The sequence below is a fragment of the Lactobacillus sp. genome, assembly GCF_051893255.1.
In the GTDB taxonomy this organism is placed as follows: Bacteria; Bacillota; Bacilli; order Lactobacillales; family Lactobacillaceae; genus Lactobacillus.
In genome coordinates this window covers 20,857-40,003 of record NZ_JBJFHB010000034.1, presented here as the reverse complement: position 1 = coordinate 40,003, position 19,147 = coordinate 20,857, and the positions used below count along the sequence as shown (strand labels likewise).

Here is a 19,147-nt window from a genome sequence, read left to right as displayed (position 1 = left end):
TATGTCAACCGGATTGATTTTTGGCAAAAATCGCCCCCAAAGTATGTCAACCGGTCTGGATTTTGGCGAAATTTGCCCCCGAAGTATGTCAACCAGGCTTGGTTGAGTCAACTTGGGGGCAAAAAATGGGAAAATTGGAGCTGGTTGAGTCAAGTCGGGGGCGAAAAATGGGGAAATTGGAGCCGGTTGAGTCAACTCGGGGGCGAAAAACGGGAAAATTGAAGTCGGTTGAGTCAAAACGGGGGCGAAAAATGGGGAAATTGGAGCCGGTTGAGTCAACTTGGGGGCTAAAAACGGGCAAATTCGGTCCGGTTGAGTCAACTCGGGGGCAAAAAACGAGGAAATTTGAGTCGGTTGAGTCAAAACGGGGGCGAAAAATGGGCAAATTCGGTCCGGTTGAGTTAAAACGGGGGCGAAAAATGGGCAAATTCGGTCCGGTTGAGTCAACTCGGGGGCGAAAAACGTAAAAAATGGAGCTAGGTAAGCCAAGTCGTGGGTGGGATGCACAGAAACTTACTCAAGTAACAGTGGCTACTACCCGAAACTTACTCAACTGTTTACAAAATTGAAGAAATGTAACTCAGAAACTTACTCAAGTATTTTTACTTGAGTAAGTTTGTGAGCACGATTTCCACTAGTTGAGTAAGATCATGAGCACGATTTTATAAAAAAGCTTCCAGTTGAGTAAATTATTGTGCAGCCGAATTTTTACTTGAGTAAGTTTGTTAGCAACAACGTGTTGTGTTGCCCAAAAAGATGTCAACTGCAGAGATAACTAGCCCAAAATGATATCACCCCACCTCCGGTTGACATCATTTTGTGCATGTCGACCGATCGATTGACATCGTTTTGGGCCGTCAACCCGCGCCATCACTAAACTACCCTAAACTAAGTAAAAAAATCGTTAAATTGGAACCTACCAATTGTCTAAATGGTTGACATCACACCGGAAACTGGATATGATAATAGCTGAATAGAGCAAGTGCTTAAAGGAGAAACAAAAATGGCTGTAAATTATGATTCACAAGACTACTTAAAGAGTGTTGACGCCTGGTGGCGGGCTGCCAACTACTTGTCAGTTGGCCAACTTTACCTGCTGAAGAACCCGCTGCTGAAACATGAACTGACTGCCGACGACGTTAAGGTTAAGCCAGTTGGTCACTGGGGCACGATTGCACCACAAAACTTTATCTACGCCCACTTGAACCGCGTGATTAAAAAGTACAACCTGAACATGTTCTACATCGAAGGTTCCGGTCACGGTGGCCAAGTCATGGTTTCCAACTCATACCTGGACGGTTCTTACACCGAAATCTACCCAGAAATCACCCAAGACGAAGCCGGCATGACCAAGCTGTTCAAGCGCTTCAGCTTCCCAGGCGGCGTGGCTTCTCACGCAGCTCCGGAAACTCCAGGGTCCATCCACGAAGGCGGGGAACTTGGCTACTCTCTGTCTCACGCTACCGGTGCCATCTTGGACAACCCAGACGTGATCGCCGCAACTGAAATTGGTGACGGGGAAGCTGAAACCGGCCCACTGGCAGCCGGCTGGTTCTCCAACCGCTTCATCAACCCAGTCAAGGACGGTGCGGTCTTGCCAATCTTGCAAGTCAACGGCTTCAAGATTTCCAACCCAACCATCACCGCCCGCATGAGCGATGAAGAATTGACCAAGTACTTTGAAGGCATGGGCTGGAAGCCTTACATCGTATCTACCTTCAAGGGCGGCCGCTTTGACGGGATGAAGCCAATCGAACAAATCCACCAAGAAATGGCTGAAACCTTGGACAAGATCATCGAAGAAATCAAGGCCATTCAAAAGCACGCCCGCGAAATTGGCGACGAAAGCTTTGCCCACTGGCCACTCTTGATCTTCCAATGCCCAAAGGGCTGGACTGGTCCAAAGGAAGACCTTGACGGCAATCCTGTTGAAAACTCCTTCCGTGCCCACCAAATTCCAATTCCAGTGGACCGCCACCACATGGACCACAAGGAGCTTTTGGTCAACTGGCTGGAAAGTTACAAGCCAGAAGAGCTTTTTGATGAAAAAGGCTACCCAACCGAACTCGTTTTGGCCAACGCCGTCCACGGTGACCAAAGAATGGCCATGAACCCAATCACTAACGGCGGCATCAAGCCAAAGCGCTTGAACTTGCCAGACTGGCGCGACTTTGCCTTGAAGATCGACAAGCCAGGTCAAGAAAACGCGCAAGACATGGTGGAATGGGCTAAGTACCTGAGCAAGGTCGCTGACCTGAACCCTGACAACTTCCGCGGCTTTGGTCCTGACGAATCTAAGTCCAACCGTTTGTTTGATCTGCTCGACAAGGACAAGCGGCAATGGGAACGTGAAATCCACGAACCAAACGATGAAAACCTGGCACCAAACGGCCGGATCATCGACTCCCAATTGTCAGAACACCAAGACGAAGGCTTCTTGGAAGGCTACGTTTTGACTGGCCGCCACGGCTTCTTTGCCACTTACGAAGCCTTTGGCCGCGTGGTTGACTCCATGCTGACCCAGCACATGAAGTGGCTGAGAAAGGCTAAGGAACAATACTGGAGACACGACTACCCATCCCTGAACTTTGTGGCAACGTCCACTGTCTTCCAACAAGACCACAACGGCTACACCCACCAAGATCCGGGCATCCTGACCCACCTCTTTGAAAAGAACCGGCCAGACCTGATCCACGAATACCTGCCAAGTGACACCAACACCTTGCTGGCTGTAGCTGACAAGGCCTTCAAGGACCGCGAATGCATCAACCTGTTGGTAACGTCAAAGCAGGAACGGCCACAATGGTTCACGGCTGAAGAAGCAGCTAAGCTGGTTAACAATGGCTTGGGCTACGTTGACTGGGCTTCAACTGATAAAGGTGCTAAGCCAGACGTTGTCTTTGCCTCAACCGAAACCGAGCCAACCATGGAAACTTTAGCCGCGATTGACATCCTGCACCAGAACTTCCCAGATCTGAAGATTCGCTACATCAACGTGGTTGACGTGATGAAGCTGATGGCACCAAAGGATAATCCAAACGCCATCTCTCAAGAAGAATTCGATCGCCTTTTCCCGACTGACGTTCCAACTATTTTTGCATGGCACGGCTACAAGACCATGATGGAATCCATCTGGTTTGCCCGCAAGCGTTACAATGTGTCAATCCACTGCTACGAAGAAAATGGCGACATCACCACGCCATTTGACATGCGGGTCTTGAACCACCTGGACCGCTTCGACCTGGCTAAGGACGCAGTTGAACAAATCCCAGCTTTGAGAGACAAGTCTGCTGACTTCATCGACAAGATGGACTCACTCCTTGCCAAGCACCACGACTACATCCGCGACCACGGCGAAGACATTCCAGAAGTTACTGGCTGGAAGTGGTCTGGCTTAGACAAGTAAGAAGCAAAAGCTAATCAAGCAAAAGATTAAATGTCGTTCCGTAAGGAGCGGCATTTTTCTTTTGGCTAGCTAAAAAGGCAAAAATATGATAGAATAAGCCTTGAACAAGATAGCTATATTCTTATTTTACTTATTGAATAAGAATAAGCAAATGGATCTGGCATCTTGATGGAAGGATGCAATTAATAGTACCTATCGGTGCGGAAAATATTAAATTGCAACGGGAGAACCTAACATGATGCAGATTATGAAAAAATCCAGAGCTTTTTTGCTAGCTGCAGTGTTGATTCTGCAGCTTATTCTGCTTCCGCTGGCAGAGGTGAGCTGGGTGGCCGCCAGTGAGGTCAGCGACCAGCTTGTCTTTATGCAGAAAGACAAGGAGCTGACTGGTAAAGACAAAAATGATCCCTTGAGCTTGAAATTGAGTGGCCAGGAAACGGTCACGCTCAAGCGGAGTAAAAATGAGGCCGACCTGGAAGTTAAAGTCAGTCTGCCAGACCTGGTGGACTTGGACAAAACAGCCACGGACAAGGCCAATAAAGAATTAAAGGTCGACAAGGCTGAGGAGGCCGTGACTGAAGTAGCCGCTTCTGAAAAAGAAGGCCGGCATCTTTTGCTGCACTTTGCCCAGGGGCAGAGTGAATTAAAGTTTACTCTAACAGGTAAAGAAGTTGGCAGCGGCCAGCTGATTGCAACTTACCAAGAAGGCGAGAAGGAATATTCTAGCTATCCGCTGGTGATCAAAGTGGAAAACGAAGAGGCAAAAGCGTCATCTGCTTTGTCCTCTTCAGTAAGCAGTTCTTCAGAACAGCAGCCAAGTTCTCATAGCTCACAAACTGCAGCTAGTTCGCAGTCAGCAAAGGAAAGTTCAGTAAGTACTGCAAGCCAAAATAGTGCAGAAGAATTCAGTTCAAGCAGGGGAGAAGGCCCAGAAAAGGCAAAGACCAGCGAAAACAGTTCTAGGACTGCTAACGCAACTGTTCCGGAAAAAGCTGTTTCTGCTTCTACTAATAAACTGATGGCCAACTTAAGTCAAGCAAAGTCAGTCTTTAATTCAATCAACACGCGCTTGTTTACCAGCAATTTGCTGGCCAGTACGACAGTAACTACCAAGGCCAACGCTGACCTGACTATTGTTTCAGATGACAGTCCCAATATGGTTTGGTCAGGCGACACAGCCTTGTTTACGATTAACTTCAAGGTCTCTGGTTCTCGCTATGATGAAGCTGACCGCTGGCCAGCCACCTTATCTTTTTCTTTGAAGGATGATGCTAGTAACCACTTGAAACTTAAAACAGACGTCTTGCCAGAAGTGGCTGGGGTTAAGCCAAAGGTTACTGACGGCAAGATCGTTTATACTTTCCAAAAGTCCAACCTCAAGGCTGGTCAGTCCTACGCCTTTAAACTGGCGGTCAATACCGACAATGGTTACATTAATCACGGAACTCCAGTTGAACTTGCAGGCAGCTTTAAGGACCATACTGGCTACGAAGTAAAGGCCAGCGGCAATACCCAGGTTGCAGCAAAGACTAGCGCTTCAATCAGTACGACTTTCTTGGGGGCAAGAGATAGTTCACCTAACACGGCACCGGGCAGACATGATACTTTGGCTTGGCGAATCAGTTTATCGATTCCCAGCAGGAGTGGGCTCAACTTCTTGGATCCTACCCAAAAGTTGCAAATCAGCTATCAATTATCAGATGGGACTTATGCCGGGATTACGGATCCAGATGGTAATTTGACTTATCTTGGTACTAGCAACAATACTATTTCCTGGGAAATGCCGACGCCTTCTATTGAGGAGCAGGCAGCTAGCCTTGCTAAGGGTCAGCCGCTGGTGACAAAGTCATTTATTGTCTACACCAAGCCTAGCAATTCCAGATGGATTCCCAGATGGGATGCCAATGAGCCGATAACTAATACTGCCACATTGACTGCCAAAAATCTGCAGAATAATGTAGTTAGTGTTTCTAGTAGCGCTACTGGCAAGATTGGCCAGACCATCACGGGAAACGTAAATTCAAACGGTGACGTTCTTTATCCGAATTTCTATGGACCTAAAGATGGTGAAGGGAACATGGGCTTGAATGCGTTAACGACGGTCTATGACACGGCTAAGTTGCTTTATGCCAGCCAGTACTTTACCGGGACTGACGGAATTGCGACTACTGAGCAGTATAACAGCAGTGGCAGATTAGTCAGAAGCAATATCAGTTCCGGTACTTTTAACGGTTCAATAATCAATGGCCTGCTTAACACTGGTCTGCAGAAGTCAGTAGTTCACTATGATATCGATTCCCATGTCATCATCAAGACTTTGGAATTTTCTACGCCATGGCTGCAGCTTTACGTTTCGCAGGGCTCTACTAGCTATCCAAGTGGTACCGCTCCAGGGACAATGGCGACGTTGTATCTTAGGAATATGGAGACTGGTAGCCTCAGAACGATTACTAAGTACGTGACTCAAAATGGCCAGTTGCCATTGTCGTACTTTGGCGTTAACGAAAATGAACGTCTGGTTGCCGCTGATTTCAGCATTCAGTACGAAGATGCCAACAAAATGATTGATGCTAGAACTGCCGGAGCAGTTTTCATGCGAGGCGGTGTTGAGGAAGGCTATGTTGGCAAGGCTACGGTAACTACTCAAGCTTATATTGTGGCCAAGGATGGGACTAAGTATGTCCACTACTCAGCGACCAATCAAAAGACGGCTAATGGGGAATTTAGCCCAATTGGCCCGCGGTCTATTCAAGTCATTGAAAAGTCCAGCTCGATCCCAATTGGCCGAACCGATGTTTCGTTTACCCAGCATGCGCTGGACGGGGACACGGTCATTCAAAAGAATTCTTCCAACCGAGTTGTTGCGGACTTTTACAACGTGACCAATTCGCCTATCGCAACGAGGTCCCCAACGGTTTTGTCTGTTCTTTTGCCAAAAGGGGTCACGCTTGACAGTGCCAACAGCGATGTCAAGATGTACCTGGTCAACGACAGAACCGGCCAGGAGACCTTGCTTGAGCGGGGAACAACCGCCGGTAACTGGGTTGGGCTCGGTAATTACAAGCAGACCTTGAAAAACAAGCCCAGCGTTGATACTGGCCAGCAGTACGTCAAGTTTGTTATGGGTGAAGGCCAAGGTGGTCTGCAGCCGGGCTATCACCTGCGCGGCGAATTTAACGTCAATATTGGCGATGTTGCTAGTCCTGTAACTTTGCAGGCTTATGGGGCTTCGTACAGCGGGCAAATGTATGCCCCAACTGGTTACAACTTGATCACGGACAAAAATAGCAATGATGTCAGCGATGGCCAAGCTTACAGAGAAGTTTCTGATCTCTTTGGGGATGGGAACTTGAAGGTGGCCGTAGCCAGCAAGCAGTCATACAGTCTGTCAAACTATGACAATTTGAAGACGGAAAAAGAAGTCAAGGGCGACTTGGACTCCAGTTACTCCAGTCTGGCTCATGCCAGCCTTGGCGGGCAGATCTCATACCGGCTCAAGTTCAGCAACACTGATGGCCAGGCCATCAGCAAGCTGACTTTGCTGGATGTTTTGCCGTCAGTTGGTGATTTGGGCATTACCGACAACGTTGACCGGGAAAGCAAATTTACTCCTGTTTTGACTGGCCCAATTACCTTGAGCAATTCCAACTTGGAGATCAAGTACTCAACCGCCAGCAAGCCAAGCAGGCAGCTCTTGAACAACTCAGTGACCAATTGGCCAGTCGGGGCGCAAAAGCTGCAGGATCCAGCCGGGGCTGAAACGCCGACCTGGCTGACGGCAAGTCAAGTAACTGACTGGTCCAAGATCCGTTCCTTCACAATCAGCTTGAAGAGCGGGCAGTTGATCAAAGCAGGCCAGACTACGACTATTGAGTTTAGCATGCAGGCGCCAAAGCGGACAGACCTAACAGCAAGTCAATTGCAGACCCTGCTTAATCCAAACACGGATGAAAAGACTCGGGCAGCTTGGAACAGCTTCGCGTTAACGACCAACAACCTGCTTCCAGTAGAACCAGCCAGAGTAGGGGTAGTCTTACAGGATGCCTCCGCAACGATCATCAAGAAGGATGCCGTGAGCGGACAGACTTTATCAGGGGTAGAATTCAAGTTGGCTGACAGTGAAGCCAATGCTAAAGCAGGCAGATTCCTGCGCCAGGTAGACGGCAAAGTAGTCACGCCAAGTGATTCTAACTACTCATCTGGTCAAGACTATGTCTTAAAGAGTGATGCAAATGGGCAATTGCTCTTTACTGGTCTTAAGAATGGCCAGACCTACTACGCTGTGGAAACTGAGGCTTTATCTGGCTACCGTGTCGATTCCACGCCGCACGCGGTTGTCGCCAGCTACACGCCAAACAACAAGGAAATCACGGTTTACAACCACCGTGACATCGTCTTGCCAAAGACGGGTTCTAGTTGGATGGCCCTCTTCCTGATCGTCGGGATCAGTGGTATCCTCGCCGGCTTTTACTTCAGTAGAAAGAAGAAAGAGCAAAATTAGCTTAATTACAAAAGTACTGTTCAGAAGAATAGTGCTTTTTTCTTTGTAATAAAAATATGACTAATATGCTAAATCAGACTGGTTAATAAGATAAAATAGTGGTAAAATGGAGCTGAACAAGATAACTATATTTTTATCATTTGATAAGAATAGGTGAACGGATCGGCATCTAGATGGAAAGATGCAATTAATAAAGCCCTTATAGGGCGCGTGGATTATTAATTTGCAACGGGAGATCTAAATATGATGCAGATTTTGAAAAAATCAAAGACCATTATGGCTGCGCTATTGCTGATCTTTCAGCTACTAGTGCCGCTTACACAAGTAAAGGCTGTAGATAATCAGGTGACTGATCAGCTGACTTTTTATCAAAAGGATCAGCCTTTATCAGGGAAAGATGTTGAGGACAAGCTGAAGGTTAAGGCAGGAGATACTACCACCTTGACTTTGAAGCGAAAAGATAAGGCCCAGGCGAGTGACGTGAAAGTTGCGCTGCCTGAACTTTTTGCTTTTGAAAAAGACGATACGGTCAAGGCTAACCAGGAACTGCTGGAGAAGGGCAGCGAGGATCTGAAGCAGCTGGATGCCACTAGTTTGGTTGAGCTGAAAAAAGAGGACGAGACTAGTTATCTGCTTTTCCACTTTAATGCCGGGCAAGCTGAGATTAAGTTTGCGCTGAAAGGTGTGAAAGAAGGCAGCGGTCAGCTGATTGCGGCTTACAAAGAGGGTGAGCAGGACTACACTAGCTACCCGGTGAGTGCGGTGGTGGAGATCACTAACGAAAAGGCAGCTAAGTCAGAAAAAACTAGTGAATCTTCTGCTACTAGCAGCGCTGACGGGGATGCATCTTCTGCAAGTTCCAGCAGTGCTAGCTCAGATTCACAAATCTCTGAAAAGTCTACTGAAGAGTCTGCTAGCCAAAGCAGTGCAGAAAGCAGCTCTAGTGCAAGTTCATCTTCCGCAAGTGCTAGTTCATCATCTAGTGCTGCGTCTTCAGCTTCCTTATCATCATCGAGTGAAAAAGAAGCGAGTGCACAAAGCAGTTCTGAAGCTAGCGAAAGTTCTAGCTCTGCTTCAAGCCAAAAAGAAGAAGCTGTGCAAGCTGCAAGTGAAAATAGCACTAGTAAGTCAGCTTCGACTAGCACTGGCGTAAGTGAAGATAAAAAGCCGGCTGACACCGAGACCAATGTACCAGCCTCTTCAGCTTCACCAGTAGTTAATGTGCCAAAACTAGCTTTTAGAACCCGGATGCTGGCTGCGTCAACGTCAAGCTCTGCGGTAACTAGCGATGCCAATGTTGATTTGACGGTGAATGCCGATAATGGCACAACTGCGGTTGCTTCTGGGGATACGGTGCTTTACACGGTTAACTTCAAGGTTTCCGGTTCTAAGTATGACGAGGCCAACCGCTGGCCAGCGACTTTGACTTTTAGCCTGAAGGACACTGCTAACGGCCACCTCTACTTCAACACTGACACGGTGCCGACCATTGATGGGATCAAGCCAGTTGCCACGAACGACAAGCTTGTTTACACCTTCAACAGTAAGGACGAACTCCGCGCTGGGCAGGCTTACGCCATGAAGCTGGCCGTGAAGACGGACAATGGATACTTGAACAACAACACGCCAGTTGATGTGGTTGGTACTTTTAAAGATGCGACCGGCTACCAAAAATCCGTTACTGGCAATGCCAAAATTAGTGCAACAACTAATGTCTCAATCACCAAGTCTTTTGTAACCACTGAAAGTGCTAAGCCAAACACGGCTCCAGGTGCCAACGATACACTGGCTTGGAGAATCTCAGTATCGGTTCCAAACAGAAGTAGAGGTCTTAACTTTTTAGACCCAAGCAAAAAGATTCAGATTGTTGACACGATTATTGGCGGCTCTGTTTCTAAAATTGTGGCGGATGATACATTTTCTGTAAAAAGTATTTCTGGTGAAACGGCAACTTTTGAGTTAACTGCGCCAACGCTTGAAGAACAGAAGACGAGTCTTGATGCTCCAACAGTGCCGGGATGGCCAAAAATGCCCATTTTTAGCAAATCTTTTATTGTCTACACCAAGCCGAATGGATCTTGGCAAGGCGATAAGGTAAGCAATACGGCAACTATTAACGCCCAAAACCTGCAGGGGGAAACTCACTCTGCTACTGCAAATGCTATAGCACAACTCGGAGTAGCAATTGGATCGAATGGGAATTCAAATGGTAAATATCTGGTTCCAAACTTTATGGGACCATTAGATGGTGAAGGCAATTCCTCTGTTAGTCCACTGACAACTGTGTATGATACCGCATCCTTACAGTACTACACTGACTTCTACCCTGGTGCTGATGATGATATGACAATCAAGCAATATGACAGCTCCGGAAACTATGTTAAAGATATTCAGGGACAGTATGTTAGAGAACAGGTTAGAACAGGCTGGTTGCCAAGGTGGGTAAATGTATATTACACAAAAGGTGAATACTTCAACAATAAAATAATGGAACCGGAGGTCAATAATGGCTTACGCAAAAAGATTGTTCACTATGATATCGATCCACATATTATTATTAAGACCATTCAACTTAGAACGCCTGGATATCAGATCTATACCACGGATCCGAATAATCCTATACCAGAACAACCGGCTTCAGTTCGGCCAGGTGTCTTAATTACTCTGACAGTTAAAAATATGAAAACTGGTGCAACCAGAACGCTTAAGAGCAAGTACATGAATATTGACCAAAATTACTGGCCACTTTCATACTTTGGGGCAACTGAAGACGAGCGTTTGATTAGTGCTGATTTTAGTATCCAACACGAGAACCCAGAGGAATTAATTGACGCGCGGACGATGTCAGTTGTCTGGCTGCGTGGTGGCGTTGAAAAAGGTTTTGTCGGCGATGCTGTGGTTACCAATAAACTGACAACCGTGATGGCTGATGGGACGATGTATACTCGTGAGTCAACCAATCCATATCATAAAATTGGCCCACGTACCCTGAGAGTTATCAAACCGGACAACACGCTTCCTGTTGCCAGAATTGAGACTGCCTTCCAAAAGGATGCTCCTGAAGGCAAGGGGACAATCGAGAAGAATAAACCTAACCGGGTAGAAGTCAACTTCTACAATGACACTAGTTCCCAAGCCGATATGAAAGTGCCAGCAGTCTTTGGTGTGCTTTTGCCAAAAGGAGTTTCGGCAGCATCGAATCCGAATTACAAGATGTATTTGGTAAACGATAAAACTGGTGAAGAGAAAGAGATATCCTTAACAGGGGGAAACTGGGCAACCCACTATGGCTACGGTTATCATGTTAAAGGCAGTGCTGACGTAAATACGGGTCAGGAATTCTTCAAGTTTGTTTACAACATGAAAGATGCAAATAACAATGCCATAAATCTTCCACCTGGTTACCACTTACGAGCTGAAGCTGATGTTGAGGTTGGTAATGTTTCAGGTGACCAAACTCTTCAAGCATATGGTGGTTCTTACAGCTTCCAATTGACCGTTCCAACTGGTTATGAAGTCCTCAAAGACAAGGAAGAAAGTGAAGTCGATAACGGGCAAATCTACAAGCAAGTTAAGTCCCTCCTTGGCGATGGCAACCTTAAGTATGCCGTGAAGAACACCGCCACCTACAAGCTGTCAACCTACGACCAAGTCAAGATCAAGAAGTCCGTCAAGGGCAGCGAAGACTCTGACTACGGCCAAATGGCGCATACGACGCCAGGCGGATCTGTTAAGTACAAGCTGCAGATCACGGCTGGCCAGCAAATTGACAAGCTGACCTTGATGGATGTCTTGCCAAGCGTGGGCGACTACGGCATCACTGATAACGTTGACCGGGAAAGCAAGTTCACGCCAGTTTTGACTGGTCCAATCAACGTGTCAGGATTGTCCGGTGCAACTATCAAGTACTCAACCGCTACTAACCCAAGCCGGAGCGTTTTGAACAACTCCATCACTTGGCCAAATGGCGGCACGAAACTTGTTGATAAAAATGCTGAGACACCGACTTGGCTGACAGCTGACCAAGTGACCGACTGGTCTAAGATCCACTCCTTCCTGATCACGTCGGGCACGGGCACCATCAAGACCGCCCAAACCGCAACTTTGGACTTTACCATGCAAGCCTCAAAGATTGACGATCTGACTCAAAGTCAACAGGACACGGTTTTGGACCAAAGCCTCGCTGAAAACAAGCGGGCTGCTTGGAACTCTTTTGCCGTAACGGCCAACAACTTGATGCCGGTTGAACCGGAAAGAGTTGGGGTTGTCATGAATGATTCAGGTGTCCGCATCTTGAAGAAGGCTAACCTGACTAATGAAAACCTAACTGGGGTTAAGTTTAAGTTGGCTGATTCTGAAGCTAATGCCAAGGCTGGTAAGTTTCTCCGCATTAAGGATGGCAAGGTGCTAGCCCCAACTGACTCTGGTTATGGTTCTGCTAGTGATTACGAAGCCACCAGTAAAGATGGCGTCGTCCAATTCCACGGCTTGACTGATGGTAAGACCTACTACGCTGTTGAAACGGAAGCCTTGACTGGCTACCGGCTAGACTCTACGCCGCATGCAGTGGTTGCCAGCTACAAGCCAAGTAGCAAGGAAATTACGGTTTACAACCACCGTGATGTGATCTTGCCAAAGACGGGTTCCAGCTGGATGGCCCTGTTCCTGATTGTCGGAATCAGTGGGATCCTCGCCGGCTTCTACTTTAGTCGAAAAAAGAAAGAGCAAAATTAATCATTTTGTCAAAGCTACTCTGTTGAGTAGCTTTTTCTTTGTGATAAAAATATGACTATTATTTTATTAATCAAGCTAGCTAATAAGTCATAAAAGTGGTAAAATATTAGTCGGACAAGATAACTATATTTTTATCACTAAATAAAAATAAGCGAACGGATCGGCATCTAGATGGAAGGTGCAATTAATAAAGCTTTTTGACAGAGAATTATTAATTTGCAACGGGAGATCTGAATATGATGCAGATTTTGAAAAAATCAAAGACCATTATGGCTGCGCTATTGCTGATCTTTCAGCTACTAGTGCCGCTAACCCAAGTCAAGGCAGCTGACAGCCAAGTAACTGACCAGCTGACCTTTTACCAAGAAGATAAACAATTATCCGGTAAGGATGTTAAGGACCAGCTCAAGGTCAAGGCCGGCGAGACAACTGTCTTAACTTTGAAGAGAAAAGAAAAAGACCAGGCGAGCGACGTGAAGATTGCTTTGCCTGTGCTTTTTGCTTTTGAAAAAGAGGATACGGTTAAGGCCAACAAGGAAGTGCTGGACAAAGGTGAAGATGACTTGAAGAAGCTGGATCCAGCTAGTTTGGTTGAACTGAAAAAAGAAGACGAAACTAGCTATTTGCTGCTCCACTTTAATGTCGGTCAAACTGAGATCAAATTTGCCTTAAAAGGGGTTAAAGAGGCTAACGGTCAGCTAGTTGCCACTTACAAGGATAGCGACCAGGACTACACTAGCTACCCAGTCAGTGCGGTAGTTGAAATTGCTGAAGAAAAAGCAGTGAAGAGTGAAGATACTAGTTCATCTTCTACTGCCGAGAGTGCTAGCGGGGATGCAGTGCAAAGCACTGAGACTTCAAAGGCAAGTGAAGCAAAGCAAAGCAGTACTGTAAATAAGAGCGAAGCTAGTGAAGGTTCCAGTGCTAGCCCAGCTTCAAGTAAAAAAGAAGACAGCACAAAGGAAGAGACTAAAGAAACTAGCGAAGAAAAGTCTTCAACTAAAAAGAACACAGTTGAGGCTTCTAAGTCAGTTGCAGTTTCACCAAAATTGCCTTTTACGGCCCGGATGCTGAGAAGCCAACTGGCTGCTGCCAATGAGGCCGTTACTAGTGATGCCAACGTTGATTTGGTGATCAGTCCAGACTCAGAACAGGTTAAGTCAGGGCAAACTGCCTTGTACACTGTAAACTTCAAGGTGTCTGGCTCTCGCTATGATGAAGCCAGCCGCTGGCCAACCACGCTGACTTTTTCTTTAAAAGACACGGCAAGTGACCATTTGCACATCTCGACTAGCTTGTTGCCATCGATCAATGGCGTTACGCCGACTGTAGCCGATGGCAAGGTGACTTACACCTTCAAGGACAAGGATGCCTTGCAGGCTGGGCAGGCCTACAGCTTCAAGATGTCAGTCAGAACCGACAACGGCTATCTGGCTAACGGCACCAAAGCCGTTTTGCAGGGACAGTTTAAAGATGCTACTGGCTTTGAAAAAGAAGCGTCTGGCAGTACGGAAGTTACTGCAAGTACGCCGCTGGTTGTCACTAAGACCTTTTTAGGGGCGAAAAATGCCCAGCCCAACACGGCTCCAGGTAAAAAGGACGTATTAGCTTGGAGAGTTTCCTTCTCGCTGGACGCTCAAGATGGGCTAAACTTCCTTGACCCTAACCAGAAGCTCAAGATTGTGGACAGCATGCAAGATGGGGAATTCTACGGCATCGATGATGATACCTTGACCAAGGTCGGCACCTATTTCAGTAAAACTCTTAGATCTGCCACTTTTGAAATGGATACCCCAAGTATTGAAGAGCAAAAGAGCAACCTGGATAGCGGGATGCCGCTGGTGTCTCACTCCTTCATTATCTACACGTCGCCAACTTATACCTGGTCAAACAATGAACGCGTTGTGAACAAAATCGATATTGACGGGCAAAGTCTATCCGGGAATGCCGTCACTGCTCATGCCGAGGCTACCGGGGTAATTGGTGAAGTAGTGCCTGGTTACATCGAAGATGGCGGTGACCTTTACCTGCCAACCTTTATGGGACCAAAAGATGGCGAAGGCAATTATGGTGGCAATCAAGTTTTGACAACTGTATATGACACGGCTAGCTTGACTTACAAATCTCTGATCGTTAGCTCCACCGAAGGGAATGCTACGACTTATAAGAATGACCGGACTCGGATTTCACAGTATGACTTTAACAATAAGATCCTTCCGCAACTGGTGAAGACAGGTCTGCAAAAGTCGGTCGTTCACTATGACCTGAGTGAGCACCTGATCTTGAAGCACATCTACCTGGAAACGCCAAGACTGAGACTCTACCAGCCGTCAAAGGCTGGACAGCCTTCTAGCCTGCCGTATCCAACGAATAGTGTGCCGGGACACTTGGTTACCATGCAGGTAAAAAATATCAAGACCGGCGCTACTAGAACGGTAAGCAAGTTCACGACTATTTTAGGCAAATACATCCCAGTTTCTTACTTCGGACTAACTGATGATGATCGAGTTCTTAGCATGGATGTTTCCATCCAGCATGAAGATGCTTCTGAAGTCATCAGCGGTAAGACTAACGGGGAAGTACTTTTTCACGCTGGCGTAGAAAAAGGCTTTACTGGCCGGATCAAAGTCGGCACCAAGTACTGGGTGGTTGCTAAGGATGGTACCAAGTATTCTCACGAAGCAAAGACCAACGCCTACAACAGCAGTACTGGTTCATACTATAGCTTGACTGGTCCCCGGGAATTGCAGGTTATCGCGCTAGGGACCACCATGCCAGTTGGCCGAATCGACGTTGCCTTTCAAAAGCATGCTGCTGCCGGTAACGGGACGATTGATAAAAACTCTAGCAACCGGGTTGTGGCCAACTTCTACAATGTGACCAGTTCCCAGGCCGATATGAAGTCCAAGGTGGCTTTTGTCATCCTGCTGCCTAAGAACGTTAGTCTAGCATCCAATCCAGACTACAAGCTCTACCTGGTGAATGACAAGACCGGTGAAGAAAAGCAAATTTCCCTGTCTAATGGCAATGAAGCCTATGATTATGGCTATTCCCACTATGTAAAGGGCGGAGCAGTTAATGTTACTGGCCGGCAGGGAATTAAATTCCTGCTTGGCGACGGGACCAACCTTAAGCCGGGCTACCACCTACGCGGGGAGGCCAATGTTGATATTGGCGATGTGTCTGATAGCGTAACGATTAACGCCTATGGTGGTTCTTACACTGGCCAACTGACTGCGCCAAGCGGCTACGAGATCATCAAAGACAAGCAAGAAAACGAAGTTAAGAACGGCGAAATCTACTTGCAAGTCCAATCCTTGATGGGGAGTGATTCTAACTACAAGCAAGTCGTAACCAATTCAAACAGCTACCGGCTGTCTACTTATGACGAAGTCAAGATCCACAAGTTCGTCAAGGGCGATGAGGATGATGACTACGGGCAAATGGCTCATACGACGCCAGGCGGTTCAGTCAAATACAAGCTGCAGATCACGGCTGGTCAACAAATTGACCAGCTGACCTTGATGGATGTCTTGCCAAACGTTGGCGACTTGGGCATTACTGACAATGTCAGCCGCGGCAGCCAGTTTGAAATGAAATTGACTGGTCCAATCAGCTTAGATGGGCTGAACGGGGCCACGATTAAGTATTCCACTGCTAAAAATCCAAGCCGGGCTGACTTGAATGACTCCATCACTTGGCCAAGCGGGGCTACTAAGCTGACTGATCAAAATGCGGAAAAGCCAACTTGGCTGACGGCAGATCAAGTCACGGACTGGTCCAAGATCCACTCCTTCTTGATCACGTCAGGCAGCAGTTCAGTCAAGACCGGGCAAACGGCTACTCTAGAATTCACCATGCAGGCACCAAAGAGAAATGAATTGACTACTAGTCAATTAGAACAGCTTTTTGACCAAAGCATAGCGGAAAAGCAGCGGGCTGCTTGGAATTCCTTCGCTATTACGGCTAACAAGCTCTTGCCAGTAGAGCCAGAGCGGGTTGGCGTCGTGATGAAGGACGCAGGTGTCCGGATCTTGAAGAAGGCTACTCTAACTGGTGAAAACTTAACTGGTGTTAAGTTTAAGCTGGCTGATAGCGAGGCTAATGCCGCAGCTGGGAGATTCCTCCGCATCAAGGATGGTAAGGTCCTAGCACCTGGAGAATCTGGCTACAGCTCTGCTAGTGACTACGAAGCCAATAGTAAAGATGGGGTAGTTCAGTTCTACGGGTTGAATGACAGCCAAACCTACTATGCTGTTGAAACGGAAGCACTAAGCGGCTACCGCATCGATTCCACGCCGCATGCAGTAACGGCTAGCTACAATCCGCTTTCGAAGCAAATCACGGTTTACAACCGCCGCGACATTGTCCTGCCAAAGACTGGTTCCAGCTGGATGGCCTTGTTCTTAATTGTCGGTTTTGCCGGCATTGCCGCCGGTTTCTACTTCAGCCGCAAGGGTAAAGAAGACAAATAAGACAGCCATTTTGATCCTAATTACTAAATTATTGCCAAAAAGCGACTAGAATTGCGAACTAACGCGGTTTTAGCCGCTTTTTTTATTGGGAAATTCATATATCTAAACTTATGAAAATATATTGAATTTACAACACTTTATTTATACAATTTTAATAGAGAAAGATATATAAGAATTTAATCTGTTTAGTAATAGAGCTAATGGGTAAAAAGAAAGTGGTAAAAGACCATGAAGAGAGGGAAATTTGCTACATTGCTGGCTGTCCTAGGTCTAGGGATGCAGCTTTTTGCTGGCAGCCATGTCCAGGCAGCGTCTAATTACCAAGAGGATAAGCCAAGCGAAGTCACCGTCAAGCTGCACAAGTATAAAACAACCAGCGATTTAACTGGCAAAACTGTCCAAAACAGTGACTTCGGCGACCTATCTACTGATGATTTAAAGACGGCCTTGGGGCTGGGCTCTAGCGATGACTTAGGGCCTATGTCCGGCGTTCAGTTTGAATACTTCAAAGTGGACAGCGATGCCAAGCTAGACTCCTTGACCAAGCTGTCAGTTGCCGAACTTGAGAAAAAGTATTCAGAAAATGGCAAAGTCACCACTGATGACGATGATTTAGCTTCAGTCACCATCAAAGAGGCGAACTATGGCAAGTACTACTTTGTCGAACTGACCAAGACCGAAGCATCTTTTGAAACGGCACCATTTCTGATTGACGTGCCTAGTTACGTTTCCGGCAAGGGCTACGCTAAAGAGATGAATGTCTACCCGAAAAACAAGGTGACCACGCCAACGCCGGGTAAGGACGTCGAGCGCCTGGGCAACAATGACTGCTCAGTTGACGTTGGCAGCAAGGTTAAGTGGTTCCTCAAGGGGACCATTCCAGCTGATATCGCTAGCTACAAGACTTACGAGTTCTCAGATACCTTGGACTCAGCCCTGACCTATGATGGTGACTTCACGCCGGTGGTGCGGATTGGTTCAAAGACCTTAACGGCTGGGACCGACTACACGGTGACGGCGCCAACTGCTAGCGACAAGACCTTGAAGGTGGCCTTAACCCAGGCCGGGATGGCGAAGGCGTCTGAAGCCTACCAAGTAGCTGGCCAGAGCCCGAGTGCCGAAGCGATCAAGGATATTGCTAAAAACAGCGATGACAATCCTTTTGTCGAAGTGGAATTCCAAACGGTGGTCAACCACAATGCCTACATGGGTCAGGAAATCCCAAACAAGACCACTTTGACCTTTGACAATGGCGGCAATCTAACCGGCAAGCCAGAATCCGACGTCCCAGAAGTCCACACTGGTGGTCTCCGCTTTGTGAAAAAAGATGCCCTGACCGGTAAAAAGCTGGCAGGCGCCGTCTTTGAGCTCTACCAAGCTGACGGCGTGACGCCAGTAACCTGGACGCAGGAAATGATTGAGCTGAACAATAAGACTGATGCCAACTCCAAGTTCTTAGACCAGGGTGTAGGTAAAATCGTTAAGATGGTGTCAAACGACGAGGGGGCCTTTGAAATCCTGGGCCTGAAGTATGGCGAAAGCGGCCAAAAGAACGATGTGGCCAAGACTAACTATGTCGTGAAAGAAGTTAAGGCCCCAGAAGGCTACAGCCTGCCAGATGACCCCAAGACCACTGTGACAGTTAACAGTACGTCTTATTACACCAGCTTCAGCAAGATGACTGATCCAGACGGCTTGTGCTATAACTACACGCCGCCGGTAGAGATCTTGAACAATAAGACTCCAAGCCTGCCAATGACCGGTGGAATCGGATCAGCCTTATTCTTAATTGCCGGTCTGACGCTGTTTGCTTTCGCTTTCTACCAAATCAAGAGACGGAAGGCATAATTCTATACCTGTATAGGATTGCATAAGACCGCAAGAAATAAAATTTTAAGTTAAGAATTAATAGTTAAAAGTAAATATCTATAGACAAAAACGCGCAAAACGGTGAAAATACAACATTCTTACCGTTTTTGCTTATTACAAAATCCATATAGGAAAAGTTATGATATCATATTGATTTTCTTA

General features: G+C 47.0%; 5 protein-coding genes. All 5 read left to right on the top strand.

Annotated features, from left to right (window positions below; genetic code table 11):
* The first annotated feature begins 1,003 nt into the window (after positions 1–1,003).
* The gene (locus tag ACI4WN_RS03210) at positions 1,004–3,406 is read left to right on the top strand and encodes a phosphoketolase family protein (RefSeq protein ID WP_439776939.1); all 2,403 of its coding nucleotides are present in this window, start codon (positions 1,004–1,006) and stop codon (positions 3,404–3,406) included.
* Positions 3,407–3,641: 235 nt separating this feature from the next.
* Positions 3,642–7,907 carry a SpaA isopeptide-forming pilin-related protein gene (locus ACI4WN_RS03205; protein WP_439776938.1) on the top strand — a complete coding sequence of 1,422 codons (4,266 nt, stop codon included), beginning with the start codon at positions 3,642–3,644 and terminating at the stop codon, positions 7,905–7,907.
* 243 nt (positions 7,908–8,150) lie between these two features.
* Positions 8,151–12,641, top strand: coding sequence for a SpaA isopeptide-forming pilin-related protein (locus tag ACI4WN_RS03200; protein WP_439776937.1), 4,491 nt, complete (start codon positions 8,151–8,153; stop codon positions 12,639–12,641).
* Positions 12,642–12,877: 236 nt separating this feature from the next.
* Positions 12,878–17,116, top strand: a complete 4,239-nt coding sequence (locus ACI4WN_RS03195) for a SpaA isopeptide-forming pilin-related protein (RefSeq protein WP_439776936.1) — start codon at positions 12,878–12,880, stop codon at positions 17,114–17,116.
* A 228-nt stretch (positions 17,117–17,344) separates the two neighbouring features.
* Complete coding sequence (locus tag ACI4WN_RS03190) at positions 17,345–18,964, top strand: SpaH/EbpB family LPXTG-anchored major pilin (protein ID WP_439776935.1); 1,620 nt, start codon at positions 17,345–17,347, stop codon at positions 18,962–18,964.
* Positions 18,965–19,147 lie beyond the last annotated feature (183 nt).